The organism is Maricaulis parjimensis (assembly GCF_016817355.1).
In the GTDB taxonomy this organism is placed as follows: domain Bacteria; phylum Pseudomonadota; class Alphaproteobacteria; order Caulobacterales; family Maricaulaceae; genus Maricaulis; species Maricaulis parjimensis.
This window is the reverse complement of sequence record NZ_JADOTT010000002.1, coordinates 354055-379677: the sequence shown is the minus strand read 5'-3', so window position 1 is coordinate 379677 and position 25623 is coordinate 354055. Positions and strand designations below refer to the sequence as shown.

General features: G+C 63.3%; 21 protein-coding genes. 8 read left to right on the top strand and 13 right to left on the bottom strand.

What is annotated here, in order from left to right:
* Position 1: 1 nt before the first annotated feature.
* The 4 genes from I0K07_RS05330 to I0K07_RS05315 form a co-directional block, all read right to left on the bottom strand.
* Positions 2 to 1171, bottom strand: coding sequence for a GGDEF domain-containing protein (locus I0K07_RS05330; RefSeq protein WP_203291784.1), 1170 nt, complete (start codon positions 1169 to 1171; stop codon positions 2 to 4).
* A 114-nt stretch (positions 1172 to 1285) separates the two neighbouring features.
* Positions 1286 to 2209, bottom strand: a complete 924-nt coding sequence (locus tag I0K07_RS05325; RefSeq protein ID WP_203291783.1) for an Hsp33 family molecular chaperone — start codon at positions 2207 to 2209, stop codon at positions 1286 to 1288.
* 15 nt (positions 2210 to 2224) lie between these two features.
* Entirely contained in the window at positions 2225 to 3409 is a 1185-nt protein-coding gene (locus I0K07_RS05320; RefSeq protein WP_203291782.1) for an aspartate aminotransferase family protein, read from the bottom strand.
* Positions 3410 to 3480: 71 nt separating this feature from the next.
* Positions 3481 to 4293 (bottom strand): ABC transporter permease, encoded by an 813-nt coding sequence (locus tag I0K07_RS05315; RefSeq protein WP_203291781.1) that lies wholly within the window; start codon positions 4291 to 4293, stop codon positions 3481 to 3483.
* A 205-nt stretch (positions 4294 to 4498) separates the two neighbouring features.
* On the opposite strand from I0K07_RS05315, the gene I0K07_RS05310 reads away from it, so the two are divergent.
* Together I0K07_RS05310 and I0K07_RS05305 are read left to right on the top strand one after the other, a co-directional pair.
* On the top strand, positions 4499 to 5038 hold the full coding sequence (locus I0K07_RS05310) for a GcrA family cell cycle regulator (protein WP_203291780.1): 540 nt from the start codon (positions 4499 to 4501) through the stop codon (positions 5036 to 5038).
* A 159-nt stretch (positions 5039 to 5197) separates the two neighbouring features.
* A complete protein-coding gene (locus tag I0K07_RS05305) occupies positions 5198 to 5584 on the top strand; it encodes a TM2 domain-containing protein (protein ID WP_203291779.1) in 387 nt (128 codons plus the stop codon).
* 3 nt (positions 5585 to 5587) lie between these two features.
* On the opposite strand, the gene I0K07_RS05300 is transcribed toward I0K07_RS05305, so the two are convergent.
* Positions 5588 to 6538: a cellulase family glycosylhydrolase gene (locus I0K07_RS05300; protein ID WP_203291778.1), complete on the bottom strand. Its 951-nt coding sequence runs from the start codon at positions 6536 to 6538 to the stop codon at positions 5588 to 5590.
* Between the two features lie 243 nt (positions 6539 to 6781).
* On the opposite strand from I0K07_RS05300, the gene I0K07_RS05295 reads away from it, so the two are divergent.
* Complete coding sequence (locus I0K07_RS05295) at positions 6782 to 7513, top strand: carbonic anhydrase (protein WP_238934563.1); 732 nt, start codon at positions 6782 to 6784, stop codon at positions 7511 to 7513.
* Between the two features lie 85 nt (positions 7514 to 7598).
* Here I0K07_RS05295 and I0K07_RS05290 read toward each other — a convergent pair whose 3' ends face one another.
* Together I0K07_RS05290 and I0K07_RS05285 are read right to left on the bottom strand one after the other, a co-directional pair.
* Positions 7599 to 7904, bottom strand: a complete 306-nt coding sequence (locus tag I0K07_RS05290) for a hypothetical protein (protein ID WP_203291777.1) — start codon at positions 7902 to 7904, stop codon at positions 7599 to 7601.
* Positions 7904 to 8869, bottom strand: coding sequence for a sodium-dependent bicarbonate transport family permease (locus I0K07_RS05285; RefSeq protein WP_203291776.1), 966 nt, complete (start codon positions 8867 to 8869; stop codon positions 7904 to 7906). Before I0K07_RS05285 ends, I0K07_RS05290 begins: the two co-directional genes overlap by 1 nt.
* 205 nt (positions 8870 to 9074) lie before the next feature.
* Between I0K07_RS05285 and I0K07_RS05280 the strand changes: the two genes are divergently transcribed.
* Positions 9075 to 9983 carry a hydrogen peroxide-inducible genes activator gene (locus tag I0K07_RS05280; RefSeq protein ID WP_203291775.1) on the top strand — a complete coding sequence of 303 codons (909 nt, stop codon included), beginning with the start codon at positions 9075 to 9077 and terminating at the stop codon, positions 9981 to 9983.
* A gap of 27 nt (positions 9984 to 10010) precedes the next feature.
* Here the strand turns inward: I0K07_RS05280 and phoB are convergent, their stop codons facing one another.
* The 6 genes from phoB to I0K07_RS05250 all read right to left on the bottom strand — a co-directional run bounded on the left by phoB (position 10011) and on the right by I0K07_RS05250 (position 17244).
* On the bottom strand, positions 10011 to 10700 hold the full coding sequence (gene phoB / locus I0K07_RS05275; protein ID WP_203291774.1) for a phosphate regulon transcriptional regulator PhoB: 690 nt from the start codon (positions 10698 to 10700) through the stop codon (positions 10011 to 10013).
* Between the two features lie 25 nt (positions 10701 to 10725).
* Positions 10726 to 11415 (bottom strand): phosphate signaling complex protein PhoU, encoded by a 690-nt coding sequence (gene phoU / locus I0K07_RS05270; protein WP_203291773.1) that lies wholly within the window; start codon positions 11413 to 11415, stop codon positions 10726 to 10728.
* A gap of 28 nt (positions 11416 to 11443) precedes the next feature.
* Entirely contained in the window at positions 11444 to 12229 is a 786-nt protein-coding gene (gene pstB, locus I0K07_RS05265) for a phosphate ABC transporter ATP-binding protein PstB (RefSeq protein ID WP_420828479.1), read from the bottom strand.
* 32 nt (positions 12230 to 12261) lie between these two features.
* Positions 12262 to 14004 (bottom strand): phosphate ABC transporter permease PstA, encoded by a 1743-nt coding sequence (pstA, locus tag I0K07_RS05260; protein WP_203291771.1) that lies wholly within the window; start codon positions 14002 to 14004, stop codon positions 12262 to 12264.
* On the bottom strand, positions 13997 to 15697 hold the full coding sequence (gene pstC, locus I0K07_RS05255; protein WP_203291770.1) for a phosphate ABC transporter permease subunit PstC: 1701 nt from the start codon (positions 15695 to 15697) through the stop codon (positions 13997 to 13999). Before pstC ends, pstA begins: the two co-directional genes overlap by 8 nt.
* A gap of 149 nt (positions 15698 to 15846) precedes the next feature.
* The gene (locus I0K07_RS05250) at positions 15847 to 17244 is read right to left on the bottom strand and encodes a sensor histidine kinase (RefSeq protein ID WP_203291769.1); all 1398 of its coding nucleotides are present in this window, start codon (positions 17242 to 17244) and stop codon (positions 15847 to 15849) included.
* Between the two features lie 271 nt (positions 17245 to 17515).
* Between I0K07_RS05250 and I0K07_RS05245 the strand changes: the two genes are divergently transcribed.
* The 4 genes from I0K07_RS05245 (at position 17516) to I0K07_RS05230 (ending at position 25596) form a co-directional block, all read left to right on the top strand.
* A complete protein-coding gene (locus tag I0K07_RS05245; protein ID WP_238934561.1) occupies positions 17516 to 18916 on the top strand; it encodes an efflux transporter outer membrane subunit in 1401 nt (466 codons plus the stop codon).
* A 2-nt stretch (positions 18917 to 18918) separates the two neighbouring features.
* Positions 18919 to 20196, top strand: coding sequence for an efflux RND transporter periplasmic adaptor subunit (locus I0K07_RS05240; protein ID WP_203291768.1), 1278 nt, complete (start codon positions 18919 to 18921; stop codon positions 20194 to 20196).
* A 27-nt stretch (positions 20197 to 20223) separates the two neighbouring features.
* On the top strand, positions 20224 to 23442 hold the full coding sequence (locus I0K07_RS05235) for an efflux RND transporter permease subunit (protein ID WP_203291767.1): 3219 nt from the start codon (positions 20224 to 20226) through the stop codon (positions 23440 to 23442).
* Positions 23443 to 23532: 90 nt separating this feature from the next.
* The gene (locus I0K07_RS05230) at positions 23533 to 25596 is read left to right on the top strand and encodes a M13 family metallopeptidase (protein ID WP_203291766.1); all 2064 of its coding nucleotides are present in this window, start codon (positions 23533 to 23535) and stop codon (positions 25594 to 25596) included.
* Positions 25597 to 25623 lie beyond the last annotated feature (27 nt).

Below are 25623 nucleotides of genomic sequence, written 5' to 3'. Positions count from 1 at the left end.
GTCAGGCTGCCGCCGCCAGCACGACCTGGTTGCGGCCGCCATGCTTGGCCCGGTAGAGCGCCGCATCGGCAATCGCGAAGAGCGCGGAGAAGCTTGCATCTTCCTGCGCATCCCGGGTCGATAGTGGTGCCAGCCCGACAGAGATCGTGACGCGAATGCTCTGGCCGTCGATCTCCAGCGGCGACGCTTCCACAGCGGCGCGCACGCGATCGGCAACCAGGCGGAACCCTTCCGCGTCGACATCGTGCAGCACAGCGACGAATTCCTCACCTCCCAGCCGGGCCACATAGTCGGACTTGCGCAGGCAGCGTGACAGCGTGTCGGCGACATGGCGCAGGACCGCATCTCCGACATCATGGCCATGCTGGTCATTGACGCGTTTGAAGTGATCGATGTCGAACACCGCCAGGGCGGCCCCGAACTCGGCGGCATTACTGGTACGGAATGCCTCATTCACCCGGTGCTCAAAGGCGCGGCGATTGGGCAGGCCGGTCAGATGATCGGTCATCGCGGCCGACCGCAGGTCCGCAACGGATTGACCGGACGACAAAAGGACAAAGCCGAAGATCAGCGTGGTCTCCACCCCGAACAGCGACAAGAGCCCGACCGCGACCAGTTGGCTCGGCGCGAGAATGCTGGGCATGCCCGGTTCGAACAGCATCACGCCGATACTGATCGCGGCCAGGGAAAAGATGAAATAATAGATTGTCCAGCGCAGCAGGCGGACTCCGGTCTGCCCGTCCCGGCGGCCGATCACATCCAGATAGGGCAGCATCAACAGATTGCTCAGGATCACCGCCGCCGCAAAGATCGCCAGCCGGACTGCGGCATTATCCGTGACCCAGGTGAAGACCGGAAAGCCCAGAACCAGGGCCGCTGCGATCGACCCGCTGACCCAGCGCGGCAGGCTCCGCCCGGAAAAACGGGCCACGCCTTCCAGCATGATCAGGAAACCGCCGGCGGACAGGATATCACCCAGCACAACGCCCAGCGCGTCCGGCAAGCCGGCCCGGAAACAGATCAGCGCCTGGCCCAGCCCGTGCACAGCCGTTCCCGCCAGCCACCAGGCCGGACCGGGACGCGATTTGTGCATGAGCGTGTTCACGCCGTGGACAAACACACCGGCCAGGATGACCGGCAGCAAGGCCATGATCAGAGATTGGGGATTCATCACCTGAAACCTGAACGCCAATAACGGGCACAGTCTTAACTGTGTTCTAGTTACCAGAGCCTTGAGGTTGCAGGAACGAACACTGCTGCATCGCAGCAATGTTGGAGTATTTAATTACCGCGCCGCAGCAGAGTCCACGTCGTGCGGCAAAAAGCGCCAATCTTTATTACAGTATTCGCACGTCATGACGATCTGCCCATCGACTTCCATTTCCGCACGGTCTTCCGGCGGGAAGGATGCGATGATGCGCAGCAAGCGGTCTTCCTCGCAGGAACAGCGCCGCTGGATCGTCTTGGGCTCGAGCAGGCGCACTCCATCTTCGTTGAACAGGCGATAAAGCAGACCACCCACGGACAGGTCCGGATCCAGAAGCTCGGCATCCTCGACCGTTTCGAACAGGGCGCGGGCATGATCCCAGTCCGCCTCGGCCGAACCGCGCGTCTCATCACCAGCCACGGATTGCAGCAATAGACCGCCGCCGCGCCAGGCCTTGTCCTCGCCCTCTTTCCAGATCTCCCCGACCGCAATGCGCAGGCGGGTCGGCGTCTGTTCAGACTGGGCGAAATAGGTTTCCGCCGCGGCCGACAGGTTGGGACCTTCCAGCCCGACCACGCCCTGATACTGGTCGCGATCCGGGCCGTAATCGATCGTCATGGCAAAGGCGCCCTTGCCCAGAAGACGGGTCATGATTTCGTCCGCCGGCGGGTTGTCGGCCAGCACGGCCTCGACCGCCTCACGGTCGATCTTGGCAAAACCGCGAACGCCTTCGCCGGACACATATTCGGCCACGATGAAGCTGATCGGTCCGGAGCCATTGGCCTGCACGATCAGACGGCCATCGAATTTCAGGGAATCCCCGACCAGGGCCGCAATGATGACCGCCTCGCCCAGAAGGCGGGCCACCGGCACCGGATAGGCGTGAGCGGACAGGATCAGATCCAGCGTCCCGCCCAGGCGGCAGGCCCGTCCGCGCACGGTCCGGCCCTCCACCTGATAGGCGGCAACAATATTGTCCTCTTCACCCAGCGGATCGCTCACGCCTGATACTCCGGTCTAGCTTTTCTGAAGAACGCCCAGCGCCTCATCGAGGATGCTGACAGCCTCGCTGGCGTCTTCCTTGGTGATGATGAGCGGCGGAGCCATGCGCGAGACATTGTCGCCGGCGGCCCCGACCAGAAGATTGCGCTCACGCGCCAAGGCGCCGAGCATTTTCGGGTCATAGCCCTCTTTCAGCTTGATGCCGACCAGCAGGCCCTTGCCGCGCACTTCAACAATCTTGTCGGCATGACGGTCCATCAGGCCGTGCAATTGCTGGCGCAGGAAGTTCGAGACTTCCACGACATGGTCCATGAAACCGTCAGAGGTGAGCTCGTCAAACACGACATTGCCCACGGCCATGGCCAGCGGGCCACCGCCATAAGTGGAGCCATGCGTGCCGACGACCATGCCTTCAGCTGCCGCTTCCGTGGCCAGGCAAGCGCCCATCGGAAAACCGCCGCCAATACCCTTGGCCGCTGCCATGATGTCCGGCTCGGCACCGTCGACCCATTGGTGGGCAAACAGTTTGCCGGTCCGGCCAGCGCCCGACTGGACTTCATCATAGATCAGCATCAGGCCGTTTTCATCGCACAGCTGGCGCAGACCGCGCAGGAAGCTGTCTTCCGGCGCACGCACACCGCCCTCACCCTGGACCGGCTCGACGCAAATGGCGGCCGTCTCTTCGGTGATGGCATTCTTCACGGCGTCCAGATCACCGAACTCGACCTGGTCAAAGCCTTCCATCGCCGGGCCGAAACCTTCCAGGTATTTCGGATTGCCGCCGGCATTGATCGCGCCATAGGTCCGGCCGTGGAAAGCGCCGGTGAAGGTGATGATGCGGTAGCGCTGCGGATTGCCATTCACGAACTGGTAGCGGCGCGCCGTCTTCAGCGCGCACTCCATCGCCTCGGCACCGGAATTGGTGAAGAAGACCCGGTCTGCAAAGGTTGCGTCGGTCAGCTTCTTGGCCAGCTCCACGCCTTTGGGGACCTTGAACATGTTGGAGAGGTGCCACAGCTTGCCTGCCTGCTCCGTCAGGGCCGCCACCGCCTTGGGATGCGCATGGCCCAGGCAGTTCACGGCAATGCCCGAGATGAAGTCCAGATAGGACGCGCCGTCTTCAGTATACAGGCGCGCTCCCTTGCCATGGTCGAAAACGAGATCCGGCGGGGAATAGGTGTCCATCATCGGAGCGGGCATACGGGGTTCCTCCAAACAGGTTTGGCGCCCGCACGCACGGGCGCTCTTTCCTCTCGTCTAGGCCTGTCAGCTCAGCTCTTCAAGCGCCAGCCTGCGCGCAGCAGCAGGTAGCATGCAGCCCCCAGAATGAGGTTGATCACGGCAACCAGAATGACACCGATGGTCAGGTTGCCGTCCGCGTGACCGATAAAGCCATAGCGGAAGCCGTCGATCATGTAGAAGAAGGGGTTGAAATGGCTGATCGTGGAGATCGGCTCCGGCAGCGCCTCGACCGAATAGAAGGTGCCCGACAGGAAGGTCAGGGGTGTGATGACAAAGGTCGTCACTGCCGCCATGTGATCAAACTTCTCAGCCCACAGCCCACCGATCACACCCACCATGCCCAGCATGGCGGCGGCCGAAATCCCGAAATACAGGACCGCCCACCAATGGTCCGGCCAGACATTGATGAAGGGGATCAGGGTCAGCGCTGTCACCACAGCCACCATGAGGCCGCGCGTCATCGCCCCTCCGATGAAGCCGATGCTCAATTCCAGGGCTGACAGGGGCGGCATCAGGAAATCCACCGAATTGCCCTGCACCTTCGACACGAGGATGGAGGAGCCGGAATTGGCAAAGGCATTGTTCAGCAGGCCCATCAGGATAAGGCCCGGCGCCAGGAATTCGATAAAGGGCGTACCGGCCACATCACCCCGGCGCGCGCCGATCGCAACAGCAAACACGGTCATGTAAAGCAGTGTCGTCGCCACCGGTGCAGCGACGGTCTGCATCCCGACCTTGAGGAATCGGCGGACTTCCTTCTTGTACAGGGTCCACAATCCCAAGCCGTTGATAAGGCCGAATTTTTTTGGCTCGTTTACGAGAGTTAAGTGAGCATTACTCATATCGAATTACCCTTAATTTCCCAGTAACCATCGCCGTTAACGATTAGGCCTGCAAGCGAGGTTTCCACAGGAAGGTTCACCACCCAATCTTGTGGTATCGGTTCGCGTGGGTACAATATCTAGTGTAATTAAACATGAACTGACATATGCCTCTTTTACCGACATTCAAGGTGATAGAGCGCATCCCAACCGGGAGATGAGTGCGATGGCCTGGACTGATGAACGCGTTGAAGAGCTCAAAAAGCTTTGGTCTGAAGGGCTGAGCGCCAGCCAGATCGCCAAACAGCTGGGTGGTGTGACCCGCAATGCCGTGATTGGCAAGGTCCACCGCCTCGGTTTGTCAGGTCGCGCGACCCCGTCGCGTCCGGCCCGCCGCACGGCCAAGCCCTCCCGCCCGCGCACCACTACGGCTTCCACCGCGCCGACGCCGCGTCCGGCTTCGCGCCCCTCCCCCTCAGCGCCCCCGGCCGCTCCCGCGCCGGCGCCGGTGGAGCCTGCCGTCCTGCCGTCCGGTGAATTTGCCACCGTCCTGACCCTTCGGGACTCCATGTGCAAATGGCCGATCGGCGACCCGGCCCAGGCTGAGTTCCGTTTCTGCGGCCGCAAGACCGCCGGCGGCAACGCCTATTGCGAAGCGCACTCCTCCATGGCTTACCAGCCCAGCGCCAAACGCCGCCGCCGTCCGGGCGCCGACGCCGGTGCCGCCTTGGACGCGATTGCCGCCACGCGCCGGTATAATTTCTAGGATTACGCGTCAGCGTACGGACCCTCCCTCACCCCGAAGGTCCGAGAGTAGCGGCCGCTCCTTCCCCGGAGCGGCCGTTTTTTATGGCCCCAATCCGGGCTTCATGATTGACACACGCCCCGGTCGCGCCACCCTGTACACGTCACACAGGGGAAGATCATGAATTCCAAGTCCTACACGATGGAATTGGCCACCATCATCAACGGCCTGCCAGAGGCCAACCGCCAATCCTTCATCACGGCCTTCCAGGCATCGGAAAAGAATCCGGTCCTGGTCTTCGGTTTCAGCGTCTGGCTGGGCGGCCTGGGCATTGACCGCATGCTGGTGGGTGATGTTGTCGCTGGCATTCTGAAACTGCTCACGCTGGGCGGGTTCGGCATCTGGCAGATCATTGACTGGTTCCTGATCGGCGGCCGCACCCGCGACAAGAATATCGCCCTCGCCCGTTCAATGGCGGCGTCCTTCATGCACACGGCGGCTCCGGCCGCCCCCGCAGCGCCCCCAGCCCCGGCCGCACCGGCTCCGGCCGAAAGCGATGACGACTGAGGCTTAATCGGACCCCGGCAGAAGCGCCTCGCGCATGGCCGGGATCCATGCGTCCGCCTCGAGGTCATAACTGCGAAGGGAGCTGGCGAAGCCCCAATGGCACCAGGCCATGCCCTGCGCCTCGGCCGCCTCGCGCACGGCCCCGACCCAGCGCGCGCGCAAATGCTCCGGCACCCCGGCATAAACGCCAAACTCGCCGAGCAAGACGGGCACGTTTCGCGCTGACATCTGGGCCGCGATCGCCTCGAAATCCTGCGCCAGGGCCAACTCGTCGCGCGGCCCGCCCCAGCTGATCCCCGTTTCTGTGCGGTTGGACCAGGGCGCGCCCTGATGGGTGAAGTCGAAGGGCGCGTAATAATGCACCGTCATCATCACGCGCGGATCTGGCGGCAGGGCGGCCGCCTGTTCCAGTCCGTCAATATTGTTCCAACGGGCCGAGGTGAGGATCACCCACCGTTGCGGCGACACCGCCCGGATCACCGGAAGGATCCGCGCATTGATCGCATCCACCTGGGCAGCGCTGACCCGGTCGGTTGGTTCATTCAGGATTTCAAAGACAAGATCGTCCGGCTGGTCGGCATAATGCGCCGCCAATTGCCGCCAAATCGTCTCCAGCACCGGCAATTGGCCCAGCGGATCATCCATCATCGCCTCGAAATGATGGACATCCAGGATCACGGCAAGGCCGCGGGACCGGGCATGCGCAATGATCCCGTCCACACGTGCCAGAAGCGCCGGATCAATCCGGTGATCCGGTCCGGACAGATGCGCTGACCAGCGCACCGGGACACGGACCGCATCAAATCCGGCATCGGCAATGGCATCAATATGGTCAAACCGGATCGTATAGCCCCACTCGCCCTCATAATTCGCTTCCAGCGCATTGGAGAGGTTCATGCAGCGCGACAATGGCGGCGCCTCGACATCGAGCGATTGTCGCGCGGGCTCGGGCACAGCCTGTCCCGTTGACGGTCCGCAGGCCGATATCAGGACAAATCCCGTCAAGAAGAGCTGGGCAATGGGCCGCATGCGATGCCTCCACGATCGATCCGAGTGTGACGTGATCCGCACCAACGGGTCCAGCGCTTCGGCCGCCACCTATTCCATAGCTTTAGACTATTGAAGGCGAGGCTTAATTCAATTGGATACCAATACCGGAAAACCCCACATCGCCCTCGGCTACAGAGAGGAGATGCCATGAAATACATGCTTGCCGGCCTGCTGGGTGCAGCGGGCACCCTGGGTGCAGCCCAGGCTGATGAATGGGGTTATGAAGGCGCCGGCGCGCCGGAAAACTGGGGCCAACTCGCTCCGGAATACGCGGTCTGCAGTGCCGGAACGCAGCAAAGCCCGATCGACCTCACGCAGGCCCTGCCCAGCGATGGGGTAAAGCCGGTTCTCAGTTTCGGCGAAATCAGCGGTTTCGAGGCTGAGCGCAATGCCCACGGTGTGACCTACCACATGCCGTCCGGCGCAGCACAATTGGAGCTGAACGGCGACACGTATGATCTGCTGCAATTCCACTTCCACGCCGCCTCCGAACACCATGTGGATGGCGCGTCATTCCCGCTGGAAGTTCATTTCGTGACCTCCAATGGCACGGGCCTCGCCGTAGTCGGCGTGCTCTTTGAAACGGGCGCCGCCAACGCGACGGTCGATGCACTGTGGTCGGCCATCGGCGAGCCCGGTGAACGCCAGTCCATCGACACTTCGCTGGACCTGACAAGCCTTCTGCCGGCGGACCAGACCGCCTACCGCTATGAAGGATCGCTGACGACCCCGCCCTGTTCGGAGATCGTTTCGTGGACCGTATTCACGTCTCCGCTGACGGTTTCGCAGGAACAGGTCGATGCCTTTGTCAGCCTGGTCGGTGAGAATGCCCGCCCGCCGCAGCCACTCAATCGCCGCTACGTTCTGCTGGACGATTGATCCACGGCCATCCGGCCCCGACAGCACAAAGGGCGCGCGAAATTCGCGCGCCCTTTTTTTGTTCCGGCCATTGACCGCTTTCAGCCTAGCCGAACCGCGCAGAGACGGGGAAGGCGATGATGTCGCCATGCAACTGTTCGAGCGTGGTGTGCAATTCAGAGCTGATCCGGTCCGCCTCATCCTGCGTCAGTGTCAGCACAGCCAGCACCCGGCGTCCGGACGGCGCAATCTGACCGGTCCGGTTCCAGCGGCCCTCCGGCGTACGCCCTGACTGCCCCGGCAAGACCAGCCAGCGCTCTACGCTGAGCCGGTCCAGCAGGTCCTCCAGGCGGGATACCTGCACGGAATCGATTTCCAGTTCGAACCGAATATGGGTTTCAGATTGCGTCATCACTGACCTCCCAGAACCAGTTGCGCCAGGGTGAAGTAGAGCGGAATTCCCAGCAGGAGATTGAAGGGGAAAGTAATCCCGAGCGACAGGGTGAGCGACATGGCAGGCCGCGCATCCGGCAGTGCCAGGCGCATGGCGGCGGGAACCGCGATATAGGAGGCGGACGCGGCGAGTGTCATCAGCAAGGCAGCATTGCCCGGTGTCAGACCGATCAGGGCCGCCATGCCAAGGGCGATGCTCGCGGAGACCAGCGGCATGTAGAGACCGTGCAGGACCACGGCCGGTTTCATCCGCCGGCCATGCTCGACAAGTCCCCGGCCGGCAATCAGGCCCATATCCAGCAGGAAGAGGCAAAGCACGCCGCGGAAGGCATCCACAAAGAGCGGTGACACAGCCGCCATCCCGGCATCCCCTGACACCCAGCCAATCACGAACGCGCCCAGCAGCAGGACAATCGAGCCATTGGTGAGCGGCTCGACCAGGCGAAGCCCACCAGTACGGCCGGCCGCTCCGGCAAGAAGAAGACCGGTCAGGATGGCCGGAGCCTCCATTGCGGCGGCAACCGCCACCATCGCGCCATCACCCGGCAGACCCAGAAGGCGTGCCGCATCGGTGGCTGCAATGAAGGTCACGATCGAGATCGATCCATAGTGTGCGGCGATGGCGGCAACATCGACCCGCGGCAGGGACGAGGTCGTCCGCAGCAGGCCGAAGCTCAGCGCCGGCAGGCCGGCCGACAGGATGATCCCGGCGACCAGGACCGGCACAACATCACTCAGGCTGGCACGGGCCATTTCCGCGCCACCTTTGAAGCCGATCGCCATGATCAGGAAAAGTGACAATCCCTTGGCAAAAGCCTCGGGAAATTTGAGGTCGGAGCGAATGAACGCCGCTGCCAGGCCAAGAATGAAGAAAAGAACGGGGGGTGAGGCGAAAGTCGCCACGGCAATGGATCCAAGTTCCAAGAAACAAGCCTCCAGACATGAAACGTCCGGCGGTTGCTGCAAGAGGGGGGCGAGGCAACAACCGCCGGACAAGACCCTGGGCGCCGACACTGACAGGACCATCGAACAGGCCGGAACCGCAGAGCGGGATGGGCACGCTCTAGACCTCGACCGTGATAAATAACAATATATGTGAATTACCGATCAATTAGCCTGAGGCTATGGAATGCGCCCGACTTTCCGACAGCTTGAATACCTCGTTGCCGTCGATGAAACCGGCCGGTTCTCGGCCGCCGCCCAGAGCTTGCACGTCAGCCAGCCCAGCCTGTCTGCACAAATCGCCGAAGCGGAATCCCATCTGGGCTTCAAAGTGTTCGAACGGGGCCGTCATGGCGCGATAGCGACACCGCTTGGCCGGGAGTTGTTGGAGCGCGCTCGTGCCGTGCTCACCTCCATGTCCGACATCAAACGCCTCGCCCAGTTTGGCCAGGATGGCTTGATCGGACAGATCCGCCTCGGCGTCCTGCCAACCATCGGCCCTTACCTCCTGCCACGCTGCACAGCCCGGCTGCACGGGCGCTATCCGCAATTGCGGCTATCGATCCGTGAGGAATCCTCCGTCATTCTGAACCAGGCGCTCTCGGACGGGCGGATGGATATTGTGATTTCTGCGCCGGAAGACCATCCCGGTTGCGTCAGCGCGCCGCTGTTCCATGAACGTCTATGGGCCGCCTTTCCGCCCGACGACGCCCTCGCCCGGAATTCCGGTCCGCTGACACTGGACGAGCTGTCCGGTCGGGCTTTTTTGACACTGGGGCTGGGTCACCGCCTCAACCGGCTCGTCGCCGACCTGGCGCAGCGGGCCGATGGCCACCTTCCCTCCGATTATGAAGGGACCAGTCTGGACGCCATAAGGCACATGTCGGCTCTGGGCGCCGGCATCGCCGTCCTGCCCGAACTCTATGTCCGGTGCGAGGCCGAACGCGACAACAGCCTGGTCTACCGCCTGATCGACGACCCCGGAGCCCAGCGCGACATCTGCCTGATCTGGCGCAACAACTCGCCCCTGGCCTCCGGCTTCCAGGCCATCGCCGATGTGCTGAGCGAAGCCGCCGCTCAGATACTGGACGGATAGAAAAAGGGGCGCCGCAGCGCCCCTCAATCACGCATTCACGTCGAAGGCATAGCCCGCGGAGCGGACCGTTCTGATCGGGTCACGCTCTTCCTTGTTGTTGAGCGCCTTGCGCAGACGCCCGACATGGACGTCCACCGTACGGGCCTCGACATAGACGTCGGAACCCCAGACAGCGTCCAGCAGCTGTTCGCGGGAAAAGACACGGCCCGGGTGCTGCATGAGATAGTCCAGCAGGCGGAACTCGGTCGGGCCGAGATGGATTTCCCGATCGGCGCGCTTCACCCGGTGGGCGACCCGGTCCATCGTGATATCACCGGCATTGATGACATCCTCGGCCAGGCCCGGACGGATCCGGCGCAGCACGGCGCGGATGCGGGCAAACAGCTCGGTCATGGAGAAGGGTTTCACGACATAATCGTCAGCGCCCGTATCCAGACCGCGCACGCGATCGGTTTCCTCACCGCGTGCCGTCAGCATGATGATCGGCACATTGGCTGTTTCCTGGCGGCCGCGCAGGCGGCGGCACACCTCGATGCCGGAGACTTTCGGCAGCATCCAGTCGCACAGGACCAGGTCCGGCGTGGTTTCCTCGGCCTGGATGAGGGCTTCCTCACCATCGCGGGCGACCGCAACCGTATAGCCTTCCTTCTCGAGATTGTACTGCAGCAGGGTGGCGAGGGCGTCTTCGTCTTCGACCACGAGTACTTGAGGCTTCATCCCTGTCTCTCCACGATCAAGGTCTTCAGGATGCCGGAGGGGTGTCCGCTTCAAGCGGCGCGGCGGTCACCATGAAATGCAGCGCTTCCGCGATATTGGTCGCGTGATCACCGATGCGTTCCAGGTTCTTGGCGACGAAGAGTATGTGCACGCCCGGCTCGACCAGGCTGCTGTCCTCACCCATCGAAATCAGCATTTCGCGGACCAGCGCATTATAGCGCTCATCCACCTCGTCATCGGCGCGCCAGACCCGGATGGCCGGCTCGACATCGAGCGATGACAGGGCGTCCAGAACTTCGTGCAATTGCTGGATGACGATGGCGCCCAGGCGCTCGACCCGGTCCATCAGGCCCAGGGCCGGATAGGCGGAAAGGTCCTTGGCGCGGTAGGCGATATTCTTGGCCAGATCCCCGACCCGTTCCAGATCCGTGGAGATTTTCAGGGCCGAGATCGTCATGCGCAGATCTGTGGCGAGCGGCTGACGCAGGGCGAAAAGGCGCAGCACGCGCTTTTCGATGTCCACGTGCATCGCATTGACCTGCTTCTCGCGCTGGCGCACCTCGCCGGCCACGCCGGCATCGCGCCGCACGATCGCATTGATGGCGGCCGTGAGCTGGGTTTCCACCAGTCCGCCCATCCGGGCGAGTTCGTCATTGAGCTGGTCCAGCTCTTCGCCATAGGCCGTGACGATATGTGCAGTCTTGGACAGCGCCATGGCGCCACCTCCTCAATAGGGCCGGCCTCTAGCCGAAACGCCCGGTAATGTAGTCCTGGGTGCGCGGATCGCGCGGATTGGTGAAGATCTCTTCGGTCGTGCCGTATTCCACGAGATTGCCCATGTGGAAGAAGGCGGTCTGCTGGGAGACCCGCGCCGCCTGCTGCATGGAGTGCGTCACGATGATGATGCAGTAGTTTTCCCGCAGCTCATCGATCAGCTCCTCGATCTTGGCCGTGGCAATCGGGTCCAGCGCCGAGCAGGGCTCGTCCATCAGGATGACTTCCGGATTGACCGCGATGGCGCGGGCAATGACCAGGCGCTGCTGCTGGCCACCGGACAGGCCGGTACCGGGATGGTTCAGCCGGTCAGCCACCTCATCCCACAGCCCCGCCTTTTTCAGCGAGTCCTCGACAATCGCGTCCAGCTCGTCCTTGGACAGGGCGAGACCATGGATGCGCGGCCCATAGGCGACATTGTCATAGATGGATTTGGGAAACGGGTTCGGCTTCTGGAACACCATGCCGACATTCGCGCGCAGCACGACCGGGTCGACGGATTTGTCGTTCACTTCCAGACCATCGATCTTCAGCGACCCGACGACCTTGGCGCCCTCGATTGTGTCATTCATGCGGTTGAGACAGCGCAGGAAGGTCGACTTGCCGCAGCCCGACGGGCCGATGAAGGCGGTCACGGACCGGTCCGGCACGTCGATGGAGACATGGTTCAGCGCCTGCTTGCCGCTATAGCTCACGCAGACATCACGGGCCTGGACCTTGATCGGCAGTTCGGCCTGGCCGGCACCGGCACTCATGTCGGGATGGGATTGATTATCGGGCATGGGGTTTACCATCTCCGCTCGAAACGGCGGCGCAGATAGATGGCCAGGGCATTGAACCCGATCATCAGCGCCAGAAGAACAAGGATTGCGGCCGCGGTCCGCGCCTCGAAGGCACGCTCGGCACCATCGGACCAGAGGAAGACCTGGACAGGCATCACGGTGGCCGGCTGGGTCAAACCTTCCAGACCCAGGGTCGGCGCGTCGGCGATGAAGGCGACCATGCCAATCATCAGAAGCGGCGCGGTTTCACCCATCGCCTGGGCCAGGCCAATGATGGATCCGGTCAAAATGCCCGGCGCGGCCAGCGGCAGGACGTGGTGGAAAACGGTCTGCGTCTTGGACGCGCCGACAGCCAGCGCGGCCTGGCGGATGGACACCGGAACCGCTTTCAGCGCGGCCCGCGTCGCGATGATCACGGTCGGCAGCGTCATCAGGGACAAGACCAAACCGCCAACCAGGGGTGCTGATCGCGGCAGGCCGAAAGAGTTGATGAAGACCGCCAGGCCCAGCAGACCGAACACGATGGAAGGAACGGCCGCGAGATTGTTGATATTGACCTCAATCAGGTCCGTGAACCGGTTCTTCGGCGCGTATTCTTCCAGATAGAGCGCCGTGAATACGCCCACCGGGACCGACAGGGTCAGGGTGATCAGCATAGTCAGGATGGAGCCGAACAGAGCGCCCTTCACCCCGGCCAGTTCCGGTTCGCGGCTGTCCGCATTGGCAAAAAGTGCTGTGTTGAAATCCAGCGAAACCAGGCCGCGATCGACCAAGGCCCGCGTCCAGACGATCAGCTGATCGGACACACGGCGGCGCGCTTCCGGCGTATCGATCACATAGAGCGACCAGTCCGCCAGTTCGCTGCCGGTTTCGTCCCCGAGAAGGCTTTCCGCGCGCGCCGAACGGCCATCGGCCGACAAGGCGGTGAGACGAAGATGGGTTTCACCGGTTTCCACCAGAATGCTGGGCAGGGTGTCGGAGAGTTCAACCCAACCGCTTTCCAGCTCGGCTTCGGCGCGCAAGGCGTCGGCATCTGCCGACAGGCGGCCGGCCTCGTAGAGGGAATCCTCGCGATCCTCGCCCGTCTGGCCCTCGGCCCGGTTGCGCGCCTGCTCGGCCCGGGTATCCAGGCTCGCCGCTTCTGCGCGCAGCAGGTTGGACACCGTATCGCGCAGACCTTCGAAGTCTGCGGCGCTGGAGGTCAATTCGAAATCCCGTCCGGCCTCGGCGACCGTCAGACGTCCTGCGGTCTCCAGCGTCCGGTCCTGGACCAGCCGGCCCTTGAGATAGAGATCCAGATCATCCGCGATCGGCATGCGGAAAGTATGGGTTTCGCCCACCAGACCCGGGTCGGCGAGGACCTCATCCATCAGCCGCGTCGAGTTCAGCGCGGTGTATAGGGTGAACAGGGTGCGCAGCTGACGCCGGTCGCGGACGCCCGGGAATTGCTCGCGCACGGCTTCCTGCAGCACACGCCCATAGGAGCCGCGGCGCAGCGAAGCTTCCGAACCATCGCCCTGCGGATCCACCAGATCGCTTTCCAGCCGCACCGGCAGGACAAGCTGGTTCACCGTGAAGGCCGGGATGGCCTGCATCACGATGGACCCGACCAGAAGGACGAGAATCGCCACGGCCAGGCCGACCGCGGACAGGCCGGCCACGCGGAAGCGCATCTCGGCCCGGTAGCGGCGGGGCAGATGATCGCTGATCGCCTGGCGAAGCTTCGGGATATCGGCCGTATCAGTCATATTTTTCCCGATATCTCTGGACGACGCGCAGGGCGACGACATTCATGATCAGGGTGACAACAAACAGAACCAAGCCCAGCGCAAAGGCGGACAGGGTCTTGGGACTGTCGAATTCCTGGTCACCGGTCAGCAGCATCACGATCTGCACCGTGATCGTGGTCACCGATTCCAGCGGATTGGCGGTCAGATTGGCGCCCTGACCGGCGGCCATGACGACGATCATGGTCTCGCCCACCGCCCGCGACACGCCCAGCAGAACGGCACCGACAATGCCCGGCAGGGCTGCCGGAAGAACAACATGGGAGATCGTCTCGGAGCGGGTCGCGCCCATGGCGTAGGAGCCGTCGCGCAGGGTTTGCGGCACCGAATTGATGACGTCATCGGACAGGGAGGAAATGAAGGGAATGATCATGATCCCCATCACCAGACCGGCCGACAGTGCGCTCTGGGTGACCACATCCTCAAATCCCAGCCAGGAAAACAGGCCACGAATGAAGGGACCAACCGTCAGCAGCGCAAAGAAGCCATAGACGACGGTCGGGATGCCCGCGAGAATTTCCAGGAGTGGCTTGGCCGTCGCCCGGAAGCGGGGACCGGCATATTCCGACAGGTAGACAGCCGCCAGCAGGCCGATCGGCACCGCCACAACCATCGCGATCAGCGTGATCAGTGCCGTACCGGCAAACAGCGGAACCGCCCCGAAAGCCCCGGATTGGCCGACCTGGTCAGCGCGCAGCGCAATCTGCGGCGACCATTGCAGGCCGAACAGGAATTCCGATACCGGAACCGTGGAGAAGAAACGCAAGCTCTCGAACAGCAGCGAGAAGACAATGCCCACCGTGGTCAGGATGGCGATCACGGAGGAAAAAAGCAGCAGCGCCGTGACCAGGCTCTCAACATGATTGCGCGCCCGGAAGGCCGGTTCGACTTGGCTGCGTGTCCGCCACAGACCGGCAACAGCCACGACCAGCGCCATCGCACCGATCAGATAGCGCAGCTGGTTCTGGTGGCGCGTGGCGATACTGGCGGCCGCGACCAATTCCCGGCTTTCCCGGCTGGGCAGTTCGCCATGGGCAATATTCAGCGTGTCGGCCAGGAAAAGCTGGCGGCGTTCGCGCGGCGCCTGGGTCAGTTCGAACCCGGCCAGGGCCCGAACCGGCGCCCCCGCTTCGCGCGCGGCAGCCGCGACGCCATCGACCAATTCCATGCGCCGGTCGAGGACAGCTTCATCCGCCGAAGTAACGGCGTTCAGGGCGTCGAGCCGTTGGCTGTCGAGCGCCTCCATGCGTTCGGGATCCCGGTCTTCACCGGTAGCGCTGCGCAGACGCTCCAGATCACTGGCGATCGAATCGGCACGCCCCCGCAGCTGCACGGCATCCGCACGCAGCGCTTCATAGACGGTGTCGGTTGAGAGGGCCTCATCCAGCTGGGCATTCAGCGCAGCCGCATCGCGGCGCAGCTCAGCATAGGTGAGATTCTCAACCACCTTGTCGGCGAACAGGCCGTGCGCCACCAGCAGGAGCAAGGCTGGCAGCCCCGTCCAGATGGCGACGTAATAGCCATGATAATTGGGCAGGGAATGAAGACGGACCGTATTGCCCGCGACGGCCTGGATGGCGCGGGAGCGGCCTGCATAGAATCCGCCCGCCAGCATGACGAGAATGGCCAGGGCGATCAGTGCGGTGACAGACATGCGTCCAATGAGTCCTTCAGCCGGGCCACCCGCTGGCAGCGTCCGATTCCGGCCCTTCCTACAGGGCGTCGCGGCCCCCGTTTATGACAAAGCGACTACAGTTTTGTGACAACGCTCGCCCTGTCCGCAGGGAGACAGGATATTTCGGATTATCCCGTTGTTTCTTCGGCTGAATTCTTCTCATCAACTCGCGCGGGCAAGAAGACGGAAAACACGGAACCTTCGCCCGGAGCGCTCTCGACCGTGAAACCACCCCGATGGCGATTGACGATATGCTTGACGATGGCCAGCCCCAGCCCGGTGCCCTCTTTGGGACCGCTTTTCTGCCCGTCCACCCGGAAAAACCGTTCGGAAAGGCGGGGCAGATTGCGCCGCTCAATGCCCGGCCCGCCATCCTGAACCCGGACACAGGCATAGCGGTGCCCCGGTTCGGAGGTGGGCGCCGCCAGGGTCAGCCGGCTGGCATTCGCGCCCAGCAGGAGGGAGGGACGCTCGGCCTCATCGCGCAGGAGGGACTCGGACACGCTGATCTTCAGGCCCGAGCCTGCCGGTGAATACTTGATGGCGTTCTCCACCAGATTCATCACGACCTCGGTCAGCTGATCCCGGTCTCCGACCGCTGGCGCGTCTTCCGGCATGTCCAGATGAAGGTCGATCGACTTCTCCTGCAATTGCGGGCGCAGGAAGGCCGTCACATCCTCGACCAGGCTGACCAGATCGGCCTCACCGGCTGGCGGCACATGCTCATCCATCTCCACCCGGGACAGGGAGAGAAGGTCATTGATCAGGCGCTGCATGCGCTCGGTCTGGTCGAACATGATGCTGAGGAATTTGTCCCGCGCATCCGGGTCATCCTTGGCATGGCCGCGCAGCGTCTCGATGAAGCCCGCCAGCGAGGCCAGCGGCGTGCGCAATTCATGACTGGCATTGGCCAGGAAATCGGCCCGCATCCGGTCGGCCCGCTTGATCGAGGTCTCGTCGGACAGAACCAGCATCGCCTGCCAGGCCGGGCGTCCATCCAGCGCCTGGCGCAAGGGCGCAACATGGGCGCGGACATGGCTCTCAACAGGCGCCATCAGCGAATATTCAACGGGATCGACCGCCTGCCCGCGCAGGGCGGCGCTCACAGCTTCCAGCACTTGCGGCTGGCGCAGCACCGCCGACAAATGCCCGGTCGCAGAACCCAGGCCGAGGAATTCGCGAGCCGCCGGATTGGCCAGCTCGATCCGACCGCCCGAGCCGATCAACAGGACCGGAATGGGCAGGCTGTCCAGCATGAGCTGGGCATTGACCCCACCGGCCTCATCCGGTTCCGGCTCGGCCTTCTGCGCGACCCGCAATTGCGGGTTCAGCGTCGTCGAGACAGTCAGATAGTAGAAGATCGACAGGGCTGCGATCGTGGCTGTCGCGACCAGGGTTTCCAGGAAGCCCAGCTCCCCGAACATCCAGAACAGGAGGAGCACGAATCCGCCGATGCCGGCCACGGCCGCCGTGTCCCGGCGCCGAATGCGGATGGAGGGCTGATCATGCGGGTTTTCGGGTTTCATGCGGAGGTCGTGCATCCATTCGCCGACTTGGCGGCATCTAACAAAAATATAAGTGCCCATTGGGCGGAACGCGTTCTATCGCATACCCGCATCACGCCGCGAAGCCAACGCGGTATGGAGGGGGTCGCGCTCGGGGCGCATCTCGAAAATCGAGAGAGTTTTCATGCCATTCGATAGTGTTTTAGTGTTTTTCGATAAATATCTGTTGACTTTCGAGATGCCCTACCTAGGATACGCTCATCATCGAAACCGTGACGTGCGGGGACAACGCATGCGTAAAAGCTTACTAGTCGCAGCCACAGCCTTGGTGGCCACCTCCTGTGCAAGCCTTCCGGCCTATGAGCCGGGAGACAGCCTGCCGGCGGCACCGGGCGCGTGGAGTTCTGCTCCGGCCTCCACAGGGCCTTATGAAGCCCAGGATTGGGTCAACAGCCTGGACGATGCCCAGCTGACCAGCCTGATCGACGAGGCTTTCCAGTCCAATCCCAGCCTCAACCAGTCCTTTGCCCGCTATCGCGCGGCACGGGCTGCTGCGCGTGTGGCCGGCGCCAATCGCCTGCCCTCGCTGAATGCCGGTCTGGACTATACCCGCCGCGAACCGAATGTCGGTTCCGGCAGTGACACATTCTCCCTCGGCCTCTCCGCCGCCTGGGAAGCCGACCTTTGGGGTCGTGTCGCCGATGGCGCCAATGCCAGTGCACGCGATGCCGAGGCCGCCGCTGAAGACGTGCGCGCGTCGCAACTCTCCATCGCCGGCCTGGTCGCCAAGCAATGGTATGCCCTCACCGAGGCGCATCTGCAGACCGAACTGGCCGAGCGCGATGTGGCCACCCGCCAATCATTCCTGTCACTGACCGAACGCCGCTTCGCGCGGGGTCTGGTGCGCAGCTCGGATGTGCGGACGGCCCGCAGTGCCCTGGCCTCTTCGGAAGCCGCCCTGGCCTCGCGCCGTCGCTCCGAGGCCTCCACCGCCCGGGCGCTGGAAACGCTGCTGGGCCGATATCCGGCGGCCAGCCTGGTGTCGGACGGTGATTTTTCCGAACTCGATCCGCTGACGGCCATCGGTTCGCCGGAGGACATCCTGTCCCGCCGGCCCGATGTCCGCGCCGCGGAACGCCGCCTGGAAGCTGCCGGCCTGCGCGCCGATGCGGCTCGCAAGGCGCTCTATCCCAGCCTGTCGCTCAGCGGCGGCTCGGGCACGGGCGGCCCCAGCGCGGAAGACATGCTGGATCTGGACACGATGGTATCCAGCCTGACGGCCTCCCTGTTCGGACCGATCTTCAATGGCGGTTCCCTGCGCGCCCAGCGCGAGCAGGCTGAAGCCAATGCTGAAGCGCAATTGCAGGCTTATGTCTCAACAGTGCTGACGGCCTGGCAGGAAGCGGAAAACGCCATCCATGCCGACGCCATCCTCGAAACCCGCGTGGCCAGCCTGCGCCAGGCCTTCGAGGAAGCGGCTGAGGCCGAGCAATTGGTGATCCGCCAGTATGCCAGCGGCGTAGCCACGATATTCGACCTGCTCAACGCCCAATCCCGGCGCATCAGCGCTGAAAGCCAGTACATCTCGGCGCGTCGCGACCGTGCGACCAATCGCGTCGATCTTTATCTCGCCATCGCCGGCGATTTCTCCGCGGCCCAGTCCGCAGACCCGGCCGCCCTGACAGGAGAATAGTTATGGGTAAGCTCATCGGACGTTTCATCATCATCGGCGGCGTCGGCGCAGTCGTTGTCGGGATCATCTTCATGCTCGCTGTCGGACAACCGCAGCCGCAGCGCGCCAATGCCGCGCCGCGCCCTGTGGCGGTCTTCGTCGAGGAAGCCCAGCGCAATACCGTCGCACTCACCGTCCGTTCGCAGGGCGAGGCCCGGCCGCGCACCCAGATCAATCTGGTCCCGCAGGTTGCCGGCCGTATCACCTTTGTGAACCCGGACTTCATCGAGGGCGGTTTCTTCGAAGCCGGTGAAACCCTCATCCAGATCGAGGATGCCGATTACCGTCTCGCCGTGACCCGGGCGGCCGCCCAGGTGGCCCAGGCCGAACAAGCCCTGGCTCGCGAACAGGCCGAATCCGATCTGGCCGCCAGCGAGTGGGCGCAATTGGGTGAAGGCGAAGCCTCTGCCCTGACCCTGCGCGAACCGCAACTGGCCGAAGCCCGCGCCCAGCTGGCTGCCGCCAATGCCGCCCTGCAATCGGCCCGTCTGGACCTGCAGCGCACCCGCGTTTCCGCACCCTTCTCCGGCCGTGTCCGCACCAAGAATGCCGATCTGGGCCAGTATGTCGCTCCGGGCACCAATCTGGGTGAGGTCTTCTCGACCGATACCGTGATGGTGCGCCTGCCGCTGACCGATAATGACCTGGCCCTGCTGGGCATCCCGGTCGCCTATAATGCGGCTCTGGCCGAAGATGGCGGTGTGCCGGTGACCCTGTCGGCCACGATTGCCGGCCGTCACCAGGAATGGGCTGGCCGCATCACCCGCACCGACAGCGCCATCGATCCGCAGACCCGCGTCCTGTACGCCATCGCCGAGGTCGAAGATCCGTACGGTGCTGCCGCCCAGGGTGGCTCCCCGCTGGCCATCGGCCTGTTCGTGGACGCCGAGATCCAGGGCCGCGAGATTGACGGTGCCTACATCATTCCGCGCAATGCCCTGCGTGGTGAGGGCAGCGTCTATGTGGTCGAAGAAGGCGGTACGCTGTCGGTCCGTTCGGTCGAGATCATCGACTCCAATCCGGACCGGGTTGTCCTGGCGGGCGGTGTCCGCGGTGGCGAGCTCGTCGTGACCTCCCCGATCCGGGGGGCCAGCGACGGCATGCGCGTCCAGACCTTCGATGACGAAGGCGAGATGATGGCCAGTTTCTCGGCCACCTATGACGACGCTCCGGATGCAACGGAATCCGCCGAAAACGATGAAGCCAATGCGGACGGCAACGCCGTCTCGAGCGCCGGCTAAGCCGGACGCCAGGAGGAGGAAACGGCCATGACCGATCCGAACCAAACACACGAAGAAGCCCCGCGCGGCGGAATCATCGGCTGGTGGGCGCGCAACTCGGTTGCCGCCAACCTCCTCATGATCGTCGCCGTGCTCGGTGGCCTGCTGGGCTACCAGGCGCTCAATCGCGAAGTCTTCCCCTCTGCCTCGTTCAACGGCGCGACCGTGTCCGTGGCCTGGCCGGGAGCCTCGCCGCAGGAGATCGAGGAACAGATCGTCGTGCGGATCGAGGAAGCGCTCGCCGACATGGACGGGATCGAGACGATCACCTCGACCGCCCGTGAAGGCGCCGGCTTCGTCAACATCGAAGGCAAGCGGAATGTCGACATTTCCGAGTTCATCGACAATGTGAAACTCGAAGTCGACTCCGTGAACAATCTGCCGCCCTCGGCCTATCGTCCGATCGTGTCGCAATGGCGCAACCAGGACCAGGTCGTCGGCTTTGCCGTTTACGGCAATATCGACCGTCGTGAACTGCAGGCCATCGGCCGCGAAGTGCGCGATGAAGTGGCCCAGCTGCCGGGTGCGTCCATCGTCAATCTGTGGGCCAGCCGTAATGAAGAGGTCGCGATCGAGGTCTCCGAGGAGAATCTCCGCCGCTATAATCTGACCTTCGACGAGATCGTACGCGCCGTCCGTGCCTCCTCGCTCAACGCGTCGGCCGGCTCGGTCCGCACCGATCTCGGCGAGTTCGGCCTGACCGCCCGCCAGCTGGCGGATACGGCAGCCGAGTTCGAGGAAATCATCATCCGCCAAACCAGCGATGGCGGCACGCTGCGCATCCGCGATGTGGCCACGGTCACCGACGGCTTCGTCGATTCCAATCTGGAAGCGACCTACAATGCCGAGACCATGGTCCTGGTTGTCGTCGAGCAGGCCCCCAATCTGGACGTCGTCGACACGGCACAAGCCGTCCGCGACTATATCGACCGCAAGTCTGCTGAACTGCCCGAAGGCGTCAGCATGTCGATCTGGTGGGACAATTCGGAAATGTATACCGGCCGGATGGAAACCATCCGGAACTCCGCCCTGGTCGGCGGCGTGCTGGTGCTGATCGTGCTCTTCCTCTTCCTGCGCCCGATGGTGGCGATCTGGGTGACGGTGGGCATTTTCATCGCCTTCGGCGGTGCCTTCCTGATCCTGCCCATGATGGGCGTGACCCTGAACATGCTCTCCCTGTTCGCCTTCCTTCTGGTGATCGGTATCGTCGTCGATGACGCGATCGTCGTCGGGGAGAATATCCATGACAGGGTGGAACGAGGAGAACCCGGCCTGACCGCGTCCATCGTCGGCACGCAAATGGTCGCCAAACCGGTCATCTTCGCCGTCATCACGACGATCATGATGTTCTCGCCCTGGATGCTGCTGTCCGGTCCGGAAGTGCAGTTCACGCGCCAGATCTCCCTGGTCGTGATTGCCGCCCTGGCCTTCTCGCTGATCGAATCCCTGCTGATCCTGCCGGCGCACCTGTCGCACATGAAGCCGCAGAGCAATAAGGGCTTCTTTGGTCCGCTGATCGCCGTGCAGCGTGCGATTGCTGCCTCGCTCGTCTTCGTGGCGCGCAATCTCTACCGCCCGGTCGTGAAGGTCGCGATCCGCAATCGCTACGCCACCTTCATCGGCTTCCTGGGCGTGTTCATGATCTCGATCTTCATGATGAGCTTCAACTATGTGGGCTCGGTCTTCATGCCGCAGATCGAGAATGAGACGATCCAGGCGAATATCCAGCTGGCCGAGGGCACGCCCTGGAACCGGACCGAACAGGTTCGCCAGCAGCTGGACGATGCCCAGATCGCCACGCAGGAGCACTATCGCGAACTCTATCCGGATGCCGGCGACATGCTGATCTCGCGCTCGACCCTGGCCACGGATGGCCGGATCCGCGCCTGGATCGTGCTGCCGGAGCCGGATGAGCGTCCCGGTCGCCTGCCGACACGCGAAGTGGCCCAGACCATCCGCGATTTCCTGGGCCCGATCCCGGACGCCATGGAGGTCCGCCTGGACTCCACCATCAATGATGGCGGCTCCCGGATGACCTTTGCCCTGTCGCACCAGGATCTGGCCACGCTGCGGGCCGCAGCCGATGAGCTGAAAACCCAGCTGCGCAGCTATGACACGCTGTACGACGTCGTGGACTCCCTGGAGACCTCGACCGAGGAGCTGCAATTCTCGCTGCGTCCGAACGCCCAGTCCCTGGGTCTCACCCTGCAGGACGTCACCCGTCAGGTGCGCCAGTCCTTCTACGGTGAGGAAGCCCAGCGCCTGCCGCGTGACGGCCAGGATGTCCGCGTCATGATCCGCATGGATGAAGCCAGCCGTCGCTCGCTCGACACGCTGCGTGAAATCCGCATCCGCACCAGTGATGGCCGTGAGGTCCCGCTGGATGCGGTGGCCGAGGCGCACTTTGCTCCGGGTCTGAACCGGATCAACCGCCGCAATGGCATGCGCACCGTGACCGTGTCGGCCGAACTGTCCGATCCGGCCGCCCGCGGTGACATCAACCAGAGCCTGAACGCCGACTTCTTCCCGAACTTTGACAGCCATTATCCGGGCCTGTCGCGGGACGAGATCGGCCAGGCCGAAGGCGAACGCCAGTTCATGTCGGAGGTGATCAACCTTCTCCTGCTGGCCCTGGTCTCCATGTACTTCCTGCTGGCGGTGGCCTTTAAGTCCTACTTCCAGCCGCTGGCCATCATGGTTGCCATTCCCTTCGCCCTGACCGGTGCCATCTTCGGACACTTCCTGTTCGACATGCCGATCGCCCTCTTCTCCTACTTCGGGGTGGGCGCAGCAGCCGGGGTCGTCATCAATGACAACCTGGTCCTGCTGGACTTCGTGAACCGGCTGCGAGCCAATGGCGTGGGGGCCTTCCAGGCCCTGGTCGATGCGGGCGTACAACGCTTCCGGCCGATCCTGCTGACCTCGGTCACCACCTTCCTCGGGATTTTCCCGATGATGGCGGAGACCTCGACCCAGGCTGAATTCCTCAAGCCGATGGTCGTGGCGCTGGGCTTTGCGGTTATCTTTGCCCTCGGCCTGACCCTGGTCCTGGTGCCGGCCATGTACGCCATCGGCGTCGACATTGCCCGCTTCTTCCGGATGGTCTGGACGGGCAAGAAACAGCCGGCCATGGGTGAGCACTATGTCGACACCGACTTCGCTCACGGCGAACTGCCGGGTCACCTGACCGAAAACCCCGCCGAATAGGGGCCGGTCCAGCCAACATCTCACGCCCCGCGTTGCATTCAGCGCGGGGCGTCTTATTTTTCACGCATCACTTGATTGGGGAAATCGAAGATGAAGAAGCTTCTGCTCAGCAGCGTCGCCCTGGCTCTGGTCGCCGCCTGCAGCCCGACGGGCACGGAAGAAACCCACGAAACCGCCGCCGCCACGGAAACGCATGGCGCGCCGGTCATCGGCGAATGGGGTTTCGACCTGGCCGGCATGAACAGCGAAATCGCGCCGGGCGACGACTTCAACCAGTACGCCAATGGCGTCTGGCTGGAGACTGAGGAAATGCCCTCCGACCTGTCGCGCTACGGCATGTTCACCGTGCTGGCTCTGGAAGCCGAGCAACAGGTGAAGGACATCATCACCGAAGCCGCCGCCGCCAATGCGGCCCACGGCACGGTGGAGCAGCAGGTCGGCGATCTGTACGGCTCCTGGATGGACACCGAGACGATCGAACAGCGCGGCCTGGAACCGGCCCAGCCTTTCCTGGACCAGATCGCCGCGGCTGAGAGCCATGCCGATATCAACGCCCTCTTCGCCACGATCCACCATCAATCGCCCTTCGGCGTCGGCATCATTCCCGACCCGGCCGATACGACGCGATACACGGTCTTCGTCGGCCAGGGTGGTCTCGGCCTGCCGGACCGCGACTACTATCTGGAAGAGGACAACGCCCGCTATCTCGACGCCTATCGCACCTATATCGAGACGATCTTCGATCTCGCCGGGATTGAGGGTGGCGCCGAGAAGGCCGAGGCCATCCTCGCCCTGGAAACGCGCATCGCCGAAGTTCACTGGACCCAGGCTGACAGTCGCGACATCCAGAAGATCTACAACCCGATGCCGCTGGAGCAACTGGTCTCCCTGGCGCCGCAGTTTGATTTCGGGACCGGCATGGAAGCGCTCGGCCTCGACGGTGTCGCCACCTATCTCGTGGCTCAGCCCAGCGCGATCGAAGGCACGGCCGCCATTTTCGAGGAAACCCCGGTCGATGTATGGCGCGACTACATGACCTTCCACTTCCTCAACAATAATTCCGGCCGTCTGCCGGCTGCCTTCGACATGGCCAGCTTCGAAATGTTCGGACGCACCATGCGCGGCACCGAGGAACAGCGTCCGCGGGATCGCCGCGGTGCCAACCTTGTCGGCGGCCAGCTCGGCGAAGCTGTTGGCCAGGTCTATGTGGAACGCCATTTCCCGCCGTCTTCCAAGGAATCCATGGAAGGCCTGGTGGCCAATCTCATCACCGCCTTCCAGGGCCGTCTGGAAAACCTGGACTGGATGGATGACGAGACCCGAGCCGAAGCCCTGTCCAAGCTCTCCACCTTCGAGCCGCGCATCGGCTATCCGGACGAGTGGCAGGACTATTCCGCGCTGGAAATCCAGCCGGACGATCTGTTCGGCAATATGGTCCGCCTGCGTGAATTCAACTGGAATGAACAGGTCGCCGACCTGTCCGGCCCGGTGGACCGCGGTGAGTGGCCCTACCCGCCGCAAACGGTGAACGCCTCCTACAATCCGCTGATGAACCAGATCACCTTCCCGGCGGGCATCCTGCAGGCACCCTTCTTCGATCCGAATGCCGATCCGGCCGTCAATTACGGGGGTATCGGTGCGGTGATCGGTCACGAAATCGGCCATGGCTTCGACGATCAGGGCCGCCGCTTCGACCAGAACGGGGCCATCCGCGACTGGTGGACGCCGGAAACGAATGCTGCCTTCGAAGAGCGCGCCAACATTCTGGAGCAGCAGTACAACTCCTACTCTCCGGTGGAAGGCCGCTTCGTGAATGGCGACCTGACCATGGGCGAGAATATCGGTGACCTGGGCGGTCTGCAGATGGCCTATACCGCCTACCACCAATATCTGGACAATTGCTGTGGCGGCGAAGCCCCGGTGATCGACGGCCTGACCGGCGATCAGCGCTTCTTCCTGGCCTGGGCGCAGGTCTGGCGGAACCTGATCCGCGAAGACCAGCTGATCAACCAGCTCGCCACCGACCCGCACAGCCCGGCCCAGTACCGGATCAATGGCGTCGTCCGCAATCTGGATGCCTGGTACGAAGCCTTCGGCGTGACCGAAGAGAATGATCTCTACCTCGCCCCGGAAGACCGGGTCTCGATCTGGTAGGTCATCAGACCGATGAAAACAGGAAAA